This window comes from Dactylosporangium sp. NPDC000521 (genome assembly GCF_042898305.1).
Classification (GTDB): domain Bacteria; phylum Actinomycetota; class Actinomycetes; order Mycobacteriales; family Micromonosporaceae; genus Dactylosporangium.
In genome coordinates this window covers 324,915-338,928 of sequence record NZ_JBIAYW010000002.1, presented here as the reverse complement: position 1 = coordinate 338,928, position 14,014 = coordinate 324,915, and the positions used below count along the sequence as shown (strand labels likewise).

Sequence of the window (14,014 nt, the reverse complement as noted above, 5' to 3'; positions counted from 1 at the left end):
GTTCTGCTGGTCACAATGCGGGACGGCCGCTCCGGCGGTGTTACGACCCCGCGTCCCGCCCGACCCCCGACCGTTGACCAGACGAGGCCCGATGAGCGAGCACCACGCTGAGCGTTGCGAGGCGACGACATGAGCATGAGCACCCAGCACGGCGGCGGCAACCGCAAGCCGTCGACCAAGCCCGTTGCCGGCGCCAAGCCGAAGCAGGGCGGCGACGAGGTCGAGGACGACCTGGAGGACGAGGCCGCTCCGGTCTCGCTCGGCAAGGAGTCGGACTCGGCGTCGACCTCCGCCTCGGGGAAGCAGAAGGCGAGCCCACGCAAGTCCGCCCCGCCGCGCAAGACGGCCCCCGCCGGCAAGCGCCCCGCGGGCCGTCCGGCGGCCAAGAAGGTCGCTCCGGTGAAGGTGAAGCAGGGCGCCGCCTGGGGCCCGATCATCCTCTTCTCCGTGGTCGGCCTGCTGGCCCTCGGCATCGTGGGCTTCGCCGTCTACCAGGTCCGTGAAAACGGCCTGACCGTCCGCGAGCGCGCCGACCGGATCGACGGCATCAAGGACTTCTACAAGATCAACAAGGAATACACCGAACAGCGCAGCCACGTGTGGGGCCCGCAGAAGTACGACCTCTCGATCGCGAACCCCCCGGTCTCCGGCAACCACAACCAGAACTGGCAGCGCTGCCTCGGCGACGTCTACGCGGCGCCGATCGCCACCGAGCACGCCCTGCACGCCCTGGAGCACGGCGCCGTCTGGATCACGTACCAGCCGAACCTGCCGGCCGACCAGGTCGAGGCCCTGGCCAAGAAGGTCAAGGGCAAGGACTACCTGCTCATGAGCCCCTACGAGGGCCAGGCCAAGCCGATCTCCCTGCAGGCGTGGGGCTACCAGCTGCAGGTCGACAAGGCCAGCGACGCCCGCATCGACGAGTTCATCAAGACCCTGCGGCAGAGCGCCAGCCTCGAGCCCGGCACCCCGTGCTCCCAGGGCGACATCATCACCGAGACCGGCACCACCCCGCGCGACCTCGGCAAAGACGGTGGCGGCACCGGCATGACCTCGGGCGGCTGACCTGTTCGCACAACTCACGGCCCGAGCACGCCTGACCCTGGGCGTGCTCGGCGCCGTTCTCCTCCTCGCCGTGGGCGTCAGCGCCGGGTTCCTCATCCCGACGCTGCGCGCCCCCGGCGACGACTCCGTGGACGCCGGCTTCGCCCGCGACATGAGCCTCCACCACACCCAGGCCGTCGAGATGGCGATGTTCGCGTACCGCCTCGGCTCCACCGACGACATCCGGACCCTCGGCTACGACATGGCCCTCAGCCAGCAGTGGCAGATCGGCCAGATGCAGACCTGGCTCACCGAGTGGCACCTGTCCACCAACTCCGACCGCGCCCCCATGGCCTGGATGCCCGACGGCAAGAACGCCCTCCAGCCAGACGGCCGCATGCCCGGCATGGCCTCCGACGACGAGCTCAAGAAGCTCAAGTCCTCCACCGGCAAGGACTTCGACGCCCTCTGGTGCCAGCTCATGCTCCGCCACCACCTGGGCGGCATCCACATGTCAGAAACCGCCGCCCAGAAGGCCTCCACCACCGAGGTCCGCGACGCCGCCGAGAAGATCCGCGTCTCCCAGCAGTACGACATCACCGCCCTGACCGAGAAACTCCAAGACCTGGGCGCGCAACCCCTCCCCTCCTGACTCAGGAGCCACAGGCGGTCTGTTATCCTTTGCGAGGCCGCAAGGCCCCCGTAGCTCAGGGGATAGAGCACCGCCCTCCGGAGGCGGGGGCGCAGGTTCGAATCCTGCCGGGGGCACACTTCTCGAAGTGGCTCTCATCAGCACAAACGAAGCCCTGGACCAGCGTGAATGCGGTCCAGGGCTTCACTCGTTCGTACGGCTGGATCCCGCCATGATCGGCCGTATACCCCGGACTTCGGGCGCGGACTCGCTTGCAGCGTGAAGCGCCTCAGCGGCGAAAGTTCGTGGAGATTCAGTGCATGGTCTCGAACTGAGCCTGGTCGGGTCGACAGGATGCCAGCATGTCGGACACCGCAACAAGCGACGGCGCTTTGCCGAAGACTGGGCCTGGCCGGTGGTGGATCTGGGCGTTTCACCTGGTCGTCGTTGCGGCGGCGGGGGGCGTGCTGTGGTCCGTGAGCTACCCGGGCAGCAACTTGTCCCTGTTCGCGAGCAGCGGCTGTGCGTCTCTGCTCGCTGGCTGTTTCTGGCTCGGCTGGACCATCCGCATCGCCGGTGCCACCGGCACGTGCAGAAGATGGTTCCCGATCGGACCGGTCATCGGCGTGCTCACCTTGGTGCTGCTCTGCACCGGCGCGCCGTTCAAGATGCGGTGGGCGGCCAGCCGGGGCGCGTTCGCCGCCATCGTCGCCGGACACCCTCTTCCGCCTCCGGGCAGCGAGTGGGAACGATTCACCGTGCCGCGCCGGTTGGGCCTCTACACCATCGTTGAAGCCGGCTGGGTGCCCGGCGGCGCGGTCTTCTACGAAGCTCACGGCGATGTCTTCTACCACGCCGGCTTCGCCTATCTGCCTGGCGGGCCGACCAGGGACGTCGAGACCGCCATGATCGAGCTGGCAAGCTTCCACCACCTCGGCGGCGGCTGGTACCGCTGGAGCGCCACCTCGTAGCGGACACCTGGCGGCAGGCAGCTGCGGGGCTGGATCGGGGCGGCGCCGTCGGCGGGGTGCAGATCGCTGTCGAGCCCCATGACAGGCACTGCGGGGTTGAGTTGCGGTCTGGGTGGTATGTGGTGGTGATGGCCTGTGGGTGCGCTCCGGCTGCGGCGCGCCGGCGGGGGCTGGTGCCGCCACGCCTGCTCGCAGCCGCACGGCCGCATCCGGGGCCAGCCTCGGACGCGAGGTCCGAGCCGCCGCAGTAGTCCTGCGGCTCACCACCGAGGAGATCTTCCTATGACTGACGAGCAGCCGTCCGGCGCGGAGAAGGCGTTCGGGGACTTCGCCCCCGCGCTTGTCGATCTCACCGACGAGGTGTTGTTCGGGCAGGTCTGGGAACGCCCCGAACTGGCCAAGCGGGACCGCAGCCTGATCACCGTGGCCAGCCTGCTGACCAGCGGCAGCACCGAGCAGCTTGTCTTCCACCTTGCTCGTGCCAAGGAGAACGGGGTCACCGAGGCTGAGCTGATCGAGGCGATCACGCACCTCGCGTTCTACGCCGGCTGGCCCAAGGCGATGTCCGCCATGGCGGTCGCCAAGCACGTCTTCCGCGACCAGTGACCGTCCGAATCACCGTCAACCGCAAGGAGTACCGCCGTGCGTCAGACAGTCCCGTACGACCCCGGCGACGTGCGCGTCGAAGCAGCCGTCGCCGATGAGCCATGAGTATGTCGGCGTCGTCGAGGGGGTCGGCAGCGACGTACGCACCGTCAAGCCCGGCCAGTTCGTTGTCGGCACGTTCTTCGCCAGTGACAACACGTGCGAGATCTGCCAGGCCGGCTACCAGACCCACTGCGTCAACCGGCAGCCCGGCTGCACCGGCTCCCAGGCCGACTACACGCGCATCCCGCTGGCCGACGGCACCCTCGTGGCGACCCCCGGCCAGCCGCCGGCCGACCTGATCCCGAGCCTGCTGACCGCCTCCGACGTGCTCGGCACCGGCTGGTTCGCCGCGGTCGCCGCCGAGGCCGGCCCCGGCAAGATCGTCGCCATCGTCGGCGACGGCGCGGTCGGCCTGCTCGGTGTGCTCGCGGCCAGGCAGCTCGGCGCCGAGCGGATCATCGCGATGAGCCGGCACGACGCCCGGCAGAAGCTCGCCCTGGAGTTCGGCGCCACCGACATCGTCGAGGAGCGCGGCGACGAGGGCGTCGTGCGAATCAAAGAGCTCACCAACGGCCTCGGCGCGCACTCGGTCATCGACGCCGTCGGCACCCAGCAGTCGATGATGCAGGCCATCCGCGCGACCCGCCCCGGCGGCCACGTCGGCGGGTAGGTCGCCGAGGCGGCGGGGCCCACGGTGGGCCGATCCTGACCGTATGCTTCGCCCGACGTCCGGCCGAGGAGCGCAGCATGTCCGACCCATCCCAGCCCTTGCCACAGCAACCTTCCTACCCGCCGGGCGCGCCTTCTCCGTTGCCGCCGCAGCAGGTGTACGAGCAGCCACAATTCGTTCAACCACAACAGCCACAATTCGCTCAACCACAACAGCCGCAATACGGGCAGACGCCGTACGGGCAGCCGCAATACGGTCAACCGCAGCAGGCGCAGTACGGGCAGCCGCAGCCCCAGTACGGACCGGCGCAGTACCATCATCCACAGTGGACACCGCCGCCCGCCAAGAACCGGACGGCGCTGATTGTCAGCATCGTCGCAGGCGTCGTCGTCCTGCTGTTCGCCGCGGCGGTGACGGTCGCGTACAGCCTCACGCGCGACGACGAGCCGGCCGCGACCGCCTCCGCGGCGAGCACGGCCGGTGGCAGCGGCGAGAAGCGGCTGCGCCTGACGGCGCCGGCCGCCGTCGGGCCGTGGAAGAAGGCGACCAGCCAGGAGCTCGCCGGCAAGATGAGCGCCGCCGGCACCGTCGGCCTCATCGACGAGCCGTTCGCGGCCCAGTACGACAACGGCGGCCTCACCGCGGTGCTCTGGGGCGGGACCGGCAAGGACATCCGCTATGACTCGGCGCAGGAGCTGTTCACGGCGTTCGTCAAGGCAGCGCTGACGATCACCCCCGGCACGCCCGGGACGACGACGCCGGTCGACCCGGGAATGATCGGCGGTCAGGCGTACTGCGTGCCGATCAAGAGCAGCGGCGCCAGCTCGTCGGCCTGCCTCTGGTACGCGGATCAGCTGGTGGTCGGGTTCGTCTTCACCGGAGGCGAACCGGACGCCGCGGGCCCTGCCGTGAAGGAGATGCTGTCGGGTCTGGTGGTCTTCGGCTAGCGGTCCGGCCCGCCGAGGTTCAGCTCGGCGGTGGCGAGCATGCGGGCGATCTCGATCCGCGGCTGCCGGAACTCCGTCGCCACGACCTGGAACGGGTCGACGACGTGGGTGGCGCCCTGCGCGTCGGTGGTGCTCAGCACGTACCGGTAGCCACGCGGCGCGTTCGGCGCCGGCCGGACCTCCCAGGCCGCGCCGAGGCGGGCCGCCATGACGCGCGCGACGAACGACACGAGGTCGGCGTGCAGGGTGACCCAGTCGTCGGTCTGGAACTCCGCCAGGGGCAGCCGGTTCACGTACACCTGCAGCAACGGCACAACGGACACCGGGTCGCGCTCCGCCTCGTCCGCCGGGGCACCGACGAGCGCGGCGACGGCGGCGAAGTTCTTCCGCGAGCCGGCGGCCCAGTCCTCCAGATCGGCGTCGGTCATGATGGGCAGCCTTTCACCGGTTGCGCAGCCGGGCGAGGAACGATCGCGGTGCCGGCCGCTGCCCCACAACGGCCGCCGGCCGCTTGACGGCGGACGAAGACCCGGACGAGGGCTTGGACGAGGACCCGGACGAGGGCGCCGTGATCAGGCCACGGGTGCGCAGCTCGGCCCAGATCCACGGCGGGCACAGCCCCCGGTAGCTGCGGAACTCCTCCAGCGGCACCCGGGTCGGCCGCAGCTCCAGCCAGCTCTCCTTGCTCAGCACGCCGCGGCACCGCTCCAAGGGCAGGGGTAAGTAGTCGTCGAAGCGCGACTTGTCCTGACTGGTGATCTTCAGTACGTCGGCGCCGCCGGCGTCCGCGCTCAGCACCAGCACCGGCCGGTCCTTGCCCTCGTCGTCGTCCTCCTCGAAGGTCACGAACGCGTTCCACACCTCGTGCGTCTTGGGCACGCGGGCGGCCGGGTCGCGGGTCGGCCGCGGGGCCACATCGGGACGGAAGCGGCGCAGCACCGCGACGGTCAGGACGGCCGCGGCGAGGGCGAGCAGCGGCAGGGTCAGCAGCATGATCGCCACCGTGGTGGTGGAGGCGGTGCGGGGGTCACCCGCGACGGGCACGTGGTTGACGGCGGCCCACGCACCGACCAGCCCGACGGCCGCGAGCACCACACCGGCCCGCACGAACAGGTGCACGACGCCGTCGATGTCCGTGAACTGCCAGACCGCGATGCACACCACCAGCGCGCCCAGGGTCACGGCGCCGCCGGTCCAGAAGTCGAAGACCCGGAAGCCGAGCGCGTAGGCGACGCACTTGGCGACGATGCAGGCCGCGAGCAGAATGCCGGCGCGAACGAAGATCTGGCTCGCGGTGTTCTCGCCGGGCGTACGGAAGCGGCGGCCGAGAACAAGAGCCACGATCGGCGACGCGACCAGCCCGGGCCAGATCGCGCCGGCGTCGCTGTGGCCGAGCAGCACGTCGGCGGGCAGACCGATGACGGCGGCCCCGCCGAACCAGGCGGCCACCACGATCGGCAGCAGCACCCAGCCGAGCGGCGTGAGGAACAGGGACCGCGACTCCCACGCGACGACGCACACCAGGCCGAACCCGATCGCCGCGGCGATGAAGAGCAGCGCCCCGGTGCCGTTGAGCAGCCCGTCAGCGACGGCCATGCACGCTCCTCCCCCACGCGGTCGGCATCAGCCTGCCATAGACCATTGTGTCGCCGGTACGGCCGGCGCGGGCCCGGCAATTCGCACCGTCGTCACCGCGCGACACTCGGCCACCGCGACCAGCCTGCCGCCCAGGCCGACAGGTGCCCACCACCGCGCGTAGTGGGCACCGCGTCCGTACAGGTGGATCAGGCGAGAGGAAAGGCGATGTCGCAGACCTCGTCCGACGGGGCGGCGGCGGCGAAGTCGGCGAAGTAGACCTCGCGGGGTGAGGAGCTGACCGGCAGGCCCTGGGCGGAGACCCACTGGGCGACCGCGTCGAAGGCGGACAGGATCTGCGGGTACCCGACCTGGGCCTTGATGATGCGGGTGTACGCCTCGCGGTGGGCGGGTTCGACGCGGACGGCGCTGTCCAGGGGGCCGGACGGGTCGACCGGCAGGCAGATCTCGACGGGGCCGTCGCTGTCCTCGTTGACCTCGCCGTGGTAGATGATGAAGCAGGGGCCGGTCATGCCGTCGCCGTGGCCGGTGGCGGCCTTGAGCAGGCGGCCGATGGCCTCGTCGATCCAGGCCGGCAGCTCCTGGGCCTTCACGTGCCGCTGTTCGGTCAGCACCGTCTGTTCGGGCACGTCGCGGATCTGCACTTCGTACATGGTGAGTCTCTCCCGATCGTCGAGCAGCCGGCTGCGCAGGTGGGTGACGAGCTCGCGGCGGACGGCCGTCGCGTGCTCCTGGGCGGCCCAGTAGTCACCGAGGAGGTCGGCCCGCGTCCGCGGGTCGGGGGCGGCGACGATCGCGGCGACGGTCGTGAGGGGCATCTCGAGGCGGCGGAGCCGGGCGATCAGCCTGGCCGTCTCCAGCTGCTCCTCGCGGTACCAGCGGTAGCCGTTGTGCTCGTCGACGGCGGCGGGCAGGAGCAGGCCCTGCCGTTCGTACAGCCGCAACGCCTTCGGGGAGAGCCACGACCGCCGTGCGAACACCCCGATGGTGAGCAGCTCCTCGTCCACCTGCGCTCCTTCCGGGCCGGGCGGACCGCCCGGCACGACTCAGGGTCGGCCTTGCCCAAGGGACAAGGTCAAGCCGCGCCGCCGGCGGCCGAAATGCCGGTGCGTCCGCCGGCCGGTTGAGCCAGTATGGGGCGAGGACCACGTCGACGACTCGAGGAGCGGACATGCGCGCAGGGATCACGTCCATCCGGAAGGGAGTCATCGACGCTGGAGGCCTGACCCTGCATGACCGTCCTCAACCTCGGCATCGTCGCGCATGTCGACGCCGGTAAGACCAGCCTGACCGAGCGGCTGCTGTTCCGCGCCGGCGTCATCGACCGGATCGGCAGCGTCGACGACGGCAGCACGCAGACCGACTCGCTCGCCCTCGAACGGCAGCGGGGCATCACCATCAAGTCCGCGGTGGCGTCGTTCCCCGTCGGCGGCGTCACGGTCAACCTGATCGACACGCCCGGCCACCCCGACTTCATCGCCGAGGTGGAACGCGCGCTCCGCGTCCTGGACGGCGCCGTCCTCGTCGTCTCCGCGGTCGAGGGCGTCCAGGCGCAGACCCGGATCCTGATGCGGACGCTGCGGCGGCTGCGCGTACCGACGCTGATCTTCGTCAACAAGATCGATCGTCGCGGGGCCCGGCACGAGGACCTCCTCGCCGACCTCGCGGCCATGCTGACGCCCGCGCTCGCCCCGATGGGCCGCCCGACCGGCCTGGGCACACCCGGCGCCGCGTTCGAGCCCGGCACGGCCCACCTGGCGGAGGCCCTGGCCGAGCACGACGAGCAGGCCATGGCCGCTTTCGTGCACGATGCGGCCGATGTACGGCTGGAGCCCGAGCTCGCCCGGCAAACCGCGGCGGGGCTGGTCCACCCGGTGTACTTCGGCTCGGCGACGACCGGCGCAGGCGTCGATGCCCTGGTGGACGGGCTCGCCACGGTCCTGCCCACAGCGGCCGGCGACCCCGGCGCCCCGCTGTCCGCGACGGTGTTCAAGGTCGAGCGCGGCCCGGCCGGCGAGAAGATCGCGTACGTCCGCCTCTTCGCCGGCACGGTCCACGTCCGCGACCAGCTCCCGGCCGGCAAGGTCACCGCGATCGGCGTCCCCTCGGGCGGCACCGCGGCGCCCGCGGGGTCGGTCGCCGCGGGCCAGATCGCCAAGCTGTGGGGCCTCAGGTCCGTCCGGATCGGCGACACCATCGGCACCGACCCGCCGCGCGCCGGCTCGGCCCAGCTCTCCGCGCCGCCCACGCTGGAGACCGTCGTCGTGCCCCGCGACCCGCGCGACCACGCCCGCCTGCACGCGGCACTCGCACAGCTCGCGGAGCAGGACCCCCTGATCGACCTGCGCCTATCCGACTCCCCGCCCGGCGCTGTTCCGGGCTCGCCTTCGAGTTCGCTGGCCGTCTCGTTGTACGGCGAGGTCCAGAAGGAGGTCATCGAGGCGACGCTCGCCACGGAGTACGGCCTGCTGGTCGACTTCCGCGAGTCGACGATCGTCTACGTCGAGCAGGTCGCCGGCACCGGCTCCGCCGTGGAGCTGCTCGGCGCCCCCGGCAACCCGTTCCTCGCCACGGTCGGCCTGCGCGTCGAACCCTCGGACGGCGGTGTCGCGTTCCACCTGGACGTGCCCGTCGAGTCGATGCCGATGTACGTCTACAACAGGGCCGCCGACTTCGAGGCCGCGATGTCCTCGTACGTGCGCGACACCCTCCGCCAGGGCCTGCACGGCTGGAACGTCACCGGCGCCAGGGTCACGATGACCGCGTCCGGCTACCAGGCCCCCGGCAGCTCCGCCGCCGACTACCGCAAGCTGACCCCCTTGGTGCTCATGCGCGCGCTACGCCAGGCGGGCACGCGGGTCTGCGAACCGGTCCACCGCTTCCACCTCGAGATCCCGGCCTCCACCGCGGGCGTGGTGCTCGGCCTGCTGTCGAAGCTCGGCGCCGTGCCGTCGTCGCAGGACCAGCGCCGCGACTGGTGCGAGGTGACCGGCACCATCCCGGCGGCGCGCATCCGCGATCTGGAGCGCCGCCTGCCCGGCATCAGCCACGGGCTCGGAGTCCTGGAGTACGCCTTCGACCACCACCGTCCTGTCCACGGAACGCCGCCTGTCAGGCCCCGCTCCGACCACAACCCGCTGAACCGCAAGGAGTACCTGCTGTGGGTCTCACGCCGCGTCGCCACCGGCCCCGTCCGTTAACTCCTGCCGCAACCGGGCCAGGGTGATCCGCATGCCCTCCCGGTTGTCCTCGGGCCTGGTCTTCGCGGCCTTCCCGGTGAAGATCCTGCCGAGGATCATCGCTCCGCGAACCCGCTGGTCGATCCAGTACTGGGTGATCTCGGTCCCGCCCTCGACGCCCGAGAGCCGGAACCCCCACCTGGCAACCGGCATCCCGAACGTCGTCACGTCGAACGCGAACTCCACCCCCGGCTCCGCCGCCACCACCTTGCACGTGGTGAACCAGACATACGCCCCGCGGCGGTTGAACCCGACGAACCGCCGCGGCACCCGCCCCGGCGACCGCGTCAGCACCCAGGTGGCGAAGCACTCGGGGCTGAGCTTCGCCATCCGCCGCACGTCCGCCACCGCCTGGAACACCACCTCCGGCGGCACGCCGACGGTGATCCTCTCGACGACCTCGTCAGCCATCATTCAGCCCCCATCCGTTCTTCGAACCGGGCCCGGCCAGGGTAGTCCGCCCCCACGCAGGCACTTGCTCAAGTCGGCGCCACAGGTCAGGGACCGGTCAGGTCACCACCCGCAGATCGTGGATCAGCTCCGATCGGTCGGGCCACCACCCGCAGGTCGTGAATCAGCTCCGCTCGGTCAGGTCACCACCCGCAGGTCGTGGATCAGCTCCGAGAAGAAGACGACCGGCGGCAGGTCCCCGAACGTCCTGCCGCCGGCCCGGGCTAAGACGAGGTCGGCGACCGTCTGCGGCGGTGCGGAGTCGACCGTGTCGGAGGCGTGCCAGCCAGGCTCGGTGTTGAGCACCACGTAGACGCCCCCGCCGATCGGCTTGGCCATCTGCACTGCGGCGTCATACCAGCGGGTCCAGCCGTGCCGCTCAAGACCACGCAGCACCGCGACCGTCACCTTCCGCCCCTCGAAGCGATCGATCGCCCGCGCGCCCCGCTCGTCGTCCCTGATGCGGTGGACCGGCCGCCCCAACTGCTCGAACGGCTGCAGCAGCTCATAATCGGCGAACACCTCACCCCACTCTGTCAGTGTGCTGGCGGGCGACGCTCTTGAACACGGGGAACCTGGACTTCTCGGCGAGCAGGTTGAGCTCGATGAGCGCAGCGTCGGTGCCGCGGTGCCGCAGCGCGTCGAGGGCGGCTGCGCGCGGGCGCTCGCGCCCTGGCCCGGCCAGTGCTTGGCGAGCGCGGCGATGCGGCGCGCGCCCGCGTCGTCGCCGATGAGCCCGACGGCCTGCATGCACCAGCCGTCGGGAGCGGGCGCGCCCGCGGTGAGCCACCGCTCGAACAGCTCCTGCGCGAACGCGGCCCGCGATCCCGGCGTCCACGCGTCGCGGGCGGCGAGGACCGCGGGATGCACCTCGTCGGCGTTGCAGACGGAGAGCCTGGCCAGCAGGTGCTCGACGGCGCCAGGGTCGGCGACGGCGCCGTCGGCGGTCAGCCGGTGTCACTCGGTCGCGGGGACGCCGTCATCCAGTTCACCCGGCCCGACGACACTCCGCGGCGCTGGTTCCTCACGGGCCGCGCCACAGTCGTCTACAAGGAGCTGGTGACGAGGAGCCCGTTGCCGGCGTACCGGCTGTCGAAGCGCCTCACCGTCCCCGCCGCCGCTCTCTCCTCGCGTGGCTGAGGCGGGCGGCGGTGGTCGCGGGTAGGCGGGGTCATTCGGTGTGGAGGACCTCGGCGATGGTGAGGCGGGCGGCGGCGCGGGCTGGGACGAGGGCGCCGAGGACGGCGATCGCGGCGCCCGCGAGGGCCAGGAGCAGCAGGGTGCCTGGTTGCCAGACGTCGAGCAGGGCCAGCGGGATGTCCACCTTCGCGGCGCTGGTCGCCAGGGGGACGACGAGACGGTGGGCGAGGACGCCGGTGGGGACGCCGACCAGGCCGCCGACCAGGCCGAGGCCGGCCATGGACGTCACCGTCATCACGACCACCTGGCGGGGGGTCATGCCGATGGACTTGAGCATGCCGAGGTCTCGGCGGCGCTCCCGGACGTTGAGCAGGACGGTGTTGAGCACGCTCAGCGCGGCCACGACGCCGAGCATCAGCGACAGCGCGGTCGACAGGCTGATCATCGAGACCGTGAACGAGTTGACGCCCACGTTGCTCCACGCGGCGAGGCCGGGGTCGGCGGCACGGACAGCGGCGAGATACGTGGGGATGTCGGTGCCGGGCAGGACGGAGATCTCGAACATGACCTCGTGGTTGGGGATCGGCTGCTGCGGGCCCAGCCGTTGCAGGGTCTCCCAGGTGGTGATCAGGGCGGGGCCTCCGACGGCGGCGCTCATGGTCTCGCCGACGACGGTCACCTCGGTGCGGCGGCCGTCGAGCTCGAGCGTGAGCCGGTCACCGAGGTGGATGCGCCGCTCGTGCAGCAGTGCTGAAGGCACGACGATCTCGCCGGGGGCCCGCAGCCACCGTCCGTCGACGATGGCCTCCTTCAACCCCACCTCGTCATGGTCGCCGCGCAGGAAGTCCACCGGGACCTCCTGGGTCTGCCCGACGACGGAGACGTCGATCCCGAGCACGGCGGTCACGTGCCGAGTGCCGGGCAGCGACCGCAGCAGCCGCTCGATGTCCTCGTCGGAGCGGGTGGTCGTCGCCTGCTGAAACCGCGGATTCCCTGGCCGGACCGCGATCGGGGCCGTCTCGTTGCGGTCGGCGATGCTCGAATACCTGGAGACCGTGGTGGCGAGCCCGCTCGCGAACGTCACGGTCGTCACACCGAGCACGACCGCGGCGACGGTCAGGGCGGTGCGGGCCGGCCGGGCGAAGGGCAGGCCCAGCCCGAGGCTCACCGAGCGCGGCAGCCGGACCCCGCTCAGCCACCGCTGCACCCGCAGCCCCCGGCCGGTGCGGGGGGCGCTGCCGGCGCTGATCGCCTCCGCGGCCGGGAGCCGCCGGGCCCGCGACGCCGGCAGCATTGCGGCGAGCAGCACCACGACGAGGATTCCGAGGAGCGCGGCGATCTGCACCCGAAGCCCGTTGCCCACGTCGCCGTGGAAGCCGAGCCCCTGGAAGGCATTCGCCAGCAACGGTCGTGCGGCGTACTCGCCCCCGATGATGCCGAGCACACCGCCGACCACCGCCGGCACGGAGACCATCGTCAGATACACGCCGACGACCTGTACCGGGGTGAAGCCGATGGCCTTGAGGACTCCGATGTGCCGGTATCCCGAAACGACTGCCCCGCTGACGACGTTGGCGACGACCAGGACGGCGACGAACAGCCCGAGGAGCCCGAAGACGATCAGGAACGGCACGTAGGCGCCAGGTCCCGCCTTCACCGCCTCCTTGATCACCAGGTAGGAGCTGGTGGCGAGCAGACCGTCGGACGGCAGGGCGGCGGTGAACGCGTCGACGGCGGGCTCGGCCGGCTCGCCGCGCAGCCGGTACAGCATCTGGACGGCGGTCGGGTGCAGCTGCGCCATCTGCGCGGGGGCGACCCATGCGTCGGCGGTCCGGCTGACGCTGTAGCCGAAACCGACCACCGTGAGCGGCGGCGCGCCCCGCAGCTTGATGACGGACCCGACCAGCGACGGCGGGTGGTAGCCGGCCGCCGGCGGGAGGTCCGCCACCACGATCTCGCCGGGTGCGGTCGCCCAGCGGCCGTCCCACAGCTCGACCCGGTCGACCGGCCCGGCGGGGTCGGCACGCCCGACGACGGTGAGCGAGTCGGGCACGCGGAACGGGGCATCGTCCGTCGGCGCGGCCAGCACCACCTGATCGAACGGCCCGGCGGACGCCGCGGTGCCGGCCGGCGGTGCGGCGGACGCGGCGCCGGCGGAGCCGGGCTCGTAGACGGCGACGACGTGGGCGCCGGCCTGGTCGTCGAAGACCTGCTCGAACGGCGCCGTCGACGCGTCCAGCAGTCGCAGCGCCACCACGAGCGTCGCGGTTGAGAACAGCACGACGATGCCGATGACGAACGTCTGCAGCCGGCGCCGGCGCACGGCCGCCCGCGCGGCCCGCCAGACCGCGCTCATGCCGTCACCTCCGCTGCGAGCCGGCGCCGCCCCGAACCGACAGCCGCGAACCGGCGCCAGCTCGAGCCGACTGCTGCGAGCCGGCGCCAGTTCGAGCCGGCTGCCGCGAACCAGCGCCGGCCAGAACCGGAGGCTGCCAACCGACGCCAGTCCGAGCGGACAGCTGCGAACCGGCGCCGGGCCGGACCGGTAGCTGCGAGCCGGCGCCAGTCCGAGCGGACAGCTGCGAACCGGCGCCGGGCCGGACCGGCACCTGCGAACCGGCGCCGGACCGGGTGGGCGGCTGCGATCCTGGCGCGCACCCGTCCGACACGATCGGGGG

Annotated in this window: 14 protein-coding genes, 1 tRNA gene and 1 pseudogene; 10 read left to right on the top strand and 6 right to left on the bottom strand. The window is 71.6% G+C overall.

The window, feature by feature from the left end:
• The first annotated feature begins 129 nt into the window (after positions 1-129).
• The 8 genes and pseudogenes from ACFY3L_RS07305 to ACFY3L_RS07270 all read left to right on the top strand — a co-directional run bounded on the left by ACFY3L_RS07305 (position 130) and on the right by ACFY3L_RS07270 (position 4,911).
• Positions 130-1,065, top strand: a complete 936-nt coding sequence (locus ACFY3L_RS07305; RefSeq protein ID WP_389319633.1) for a DUF3105 domain-containing protein — start codon at positions 130-132, stop codon at positions 1,063-1,065.
• A gap of 43 nt (positions 1,066-1,108) precedes the next feature.
• The gene (locus ACFY3L_RS07300; protein ID WP_389319631.1) at positions 1,109-1,696 is read left to right on the top strand and encodes a DUF305 domain-containing protein; all 588 of its coding nucleotides are present in this window, start codon (positions 1,109-1,111) and stop codon (positions 1,694-1,696) included.
• 44 nt (positions 1,697-1,740) lie between these two features.
• Positions 1,741-1,812 (top strand) — tRNA-Arg (locus ACFY3L_RS07295).
• A gap of 225 nt (positions 1,813-2,037) precedes the next feature.
• Complete coding sequence (locus ACFY3L_RS07290; RefSeq protein WP_389319629.1) at positions 2,038-2,646, top strand: hypothetical protein; 609 nt, start codon at positions 2,038-2,040, stop codon at positions 2,644-2,646.
• 282 nt (positions 2,647-2,928) lie between these two features.
• Positions 2,929-3,252: a carboxymuconolactone decarboxylase family protein gene (locus ACFY3L_RS07285; RefSeq protein WP_389319627.1), complete on the top strand. Its 324-nt coding sequence runs from the start codon at positions 2,929-2,931 to the stop codon at positions 3,250-3,252.
• Between the two features lie 88 nt (positions 3,253-3,340).
• Positions 3,341-3,532: pseudogene (locus ACFY3L_RS07280) on the top strand (alcohol dehydrogenase catalytic domain-containing protein); the annotation flags it as partial.
• Between the two features lie 27 nt (positions 3,533-3,559).
• Positions 3,560-3,964 (top strand): zinc-binding dehydrogenase, encoded by a 405-nt coding sequence (locus tag ACFY3L_RS07275; RefSeq protein ID WP_389321097.1) that lies wholly within the window; start codon positions 3,560-3,562, stop codon positions 3,962-3,964.
• Positions 3,965-4,041: 77 nt separating this feature from the next.
• Entirely contained in the window at positions 4,042-4,911 is an 870-nt protein-coding gene (locus ACFY3L_RS07270) for a hypothetical protein (protein ID WP_389319625.1), read from the top strand.
• Here the strand turns inward: ACFY3L_RS07270 and ACFY3L_RS07265 are convergent.
• From ACFY3L_RS07265 to ACFY3L_RS07255, 3 genes are all read right to left on the bottom strand, one after another.
• Positions 4,908-5,339 (bottom strand): hypothetical protein, encoded by a 432-nt coding sequence (locus ACFY3L_RS07265; RefSeq protein WP_389319624.1) that lies wholly within the window; start codon positions 5,337-5,339, stop codon positions 4,908-4,910. The genes ACFY3L_RS07270 and ACFY3L_RS07265 overlap by 4 nt on opposite strands.
• Before the next feature lie 13 nt (positions 5,340-5,352).
• Positions 5,353-6,507, bottom strand: coding sequence for a hypothetical protein (locus tag ACFY3L_RS07260; protein WP_389319623.1), 1,155 nt, complete (start codon positions 6,505-6,507; stop codon positions 5,353-5,355).
• Positions 6,508-6,695: 188 nt separating this feature from the next.
• Positions 6,696-7,514 carry a MerR family transcriptional regulator gene (locus tag ACFY3L_RS07255; RefSeq protein WP_389319622.1) on the bottom strand — a complete coding sequence of 273 codons (819 nt, stop codon included), beginning with the start codon at positions 7,512-7,514 and terminating at the stop codon, positions 6,696-6,698.
• A gap of 225 nt (positions 7,515-7,739) precedes the next feature.
• On the opposite strand from ACFY3L_RS07255, the gene ACFY3L_RS07250 reads away from it, so the two are divergent.
• On the top strand, positions 7,740-9,707 hold the full coding sequence (locus ACFY3L_RS07250; protein ID WP_389319620.1) for a GTP-binding protein: 1,968 nt from the start codon (positions 7,740-7,742) through the stop codon (positions 9,705-9,707).
• Here the strand turns inward: ACFY3L_RS07250 and ACFY3L_RS07245 are convergent.
• Both ACFY3L_RS07245 and ACFY3L_RS07240 read right to left on the bottom strand, forming a co-directional pair.
• Positions 9,675-10,160: an SRPBCC family protein gene (locus tag ACFY3L_RS07245; RefSeq protein ID WP_389319618.1), complete on the bottom strand. Its 486-nt coding sequence runs from the start codon at positions 10,158-10,160 to the stop codon at positions 9,675-9,677. The genes ACFY3L_RS07250 and ACFY3L_RS07245 overlap by 33 nt on opposite strands.
• Positions 10,161-10,334: 174 nt before the next feature.
• Positions 10,335-11,066 (bottom strand): DUF4132 domain-containing protein, encoded by a 732-nt coding sequence (locus ACFY3L_RS07240; protein ID WP_389319616.1) that lies wholly within the window; start codon positions 11,064-11,066, stop codon positions 10,335-10,337.
• On the opposite strand from ACFY3L_RS07240, the gene ACFY3L_RS07235 reads away from it, so the two are divergent.
• Entirely contained in the window at positions 11,061-11,336 is a 276-nt protein-coding gene (locus tag ACFY3L_RS07235) for a hypothetical protein (RefSeq protein ID WP_389319614.1), read from the top strand. The genes ACFY3L_RS07240 and ACFY3L_RS07235 overlap by 6 nt on opposite strands.
• A gap of 31 nt (positions 11,337-11,367) precedes the next feature.
• Here ACFY3L_RS07235 and ACFY3L_RS07230 read toward each other — a convergent pair whose 3' ends face one another.
• Complete coding sequence (locus ACFY3L_RS07230) at positions 11,368-13,692, bottom strand: ABC transporter permease (protein ID WP_389319613.1); 2,325 nt, start codon at positions 13,690-13,692, stop codon at positions 11,368-11,370.
• Positions 13,693-14,014 lie beyond the last annotated feature (322 nt).

Excerpts from the sequence above, each read along its gene's own strand:
- ACFY3L_RS07305 (WP_389319633.1), top strand. The coding sequence starts at position 130 with ATGAGCATGAGCACCCAGCACGGCGGCGGCAACCGCAAGCCGTCGACC.
- ACFY3L_RS07290 (WP_389319629.1), top strand. The coding sequence starts at position 2,038 with ATGTCGGACACCGCAACAAGCGACGGCGCTTTGCCGAAGACTGGGCCT.
- ACFY3L_RS07285 (WP_389319627.1), top strand. The coding sequence starts at position 2,929 with ATGACTGACGAGCAGCCGTCCGGCGCGGAGAAGGCGTTCGGGGACTTC.
- ACFY3L_RS07270 (WP_389319625.1), top strand. The coding sequence starts at position 4,042 with ATGTCCGACCCATCCCAGCCCTTGCCACAGCAACCTTCCTACCCGCCG.
- ACFY3L_RS07265 (WP_389319624.1), bottom strand. The coding sequence starts at position 5,339 with ATGACCGACGCCGATCTGGAGGACTGGGCCGCCGGCTCGCGGAAGAAC.
- ACFY3L_RS07260 (WP_389319623.1), bottom strand. The coding sequence starts at position 6,507 with ATGGCCGTCGCTGACGGGCTGCTCAACGGCACCGGGGCGCTGCTCTTC.
- ACFY3L_RS07250 (WP_389319620.1), top strand. The coding sequence starts at position 7,740 with ATGACCGTCCTCAACCTCGGCATCGTCGCGCATGTCGACGCCGGTAAG.
- ACFY3L_RS07245 (WP_389319618.1), bottom strand. The coding sequence starts at position 10,160 with ATGATGGCTGACGAGGTCGTCGAGAGGATCACCGTCGGCGTGCCGCCG.
- ACFY3L_RS07235 (WP_389319614.1), top strand. The coding sequence starts at position 11,061 with ATGCACCTCGTCGGCGTTGCAGACGGAGAGCCTGGCCAGCAGGTGCTC.
- ACFY3L_RS07230 (WP_389319613.1), bottom strand. The coding sequence starts at position 13,692 with ATGAGCGCGGTCTGGCGGGCCGCGCGGGCGGCCGTGCGCCGGCGCCGG.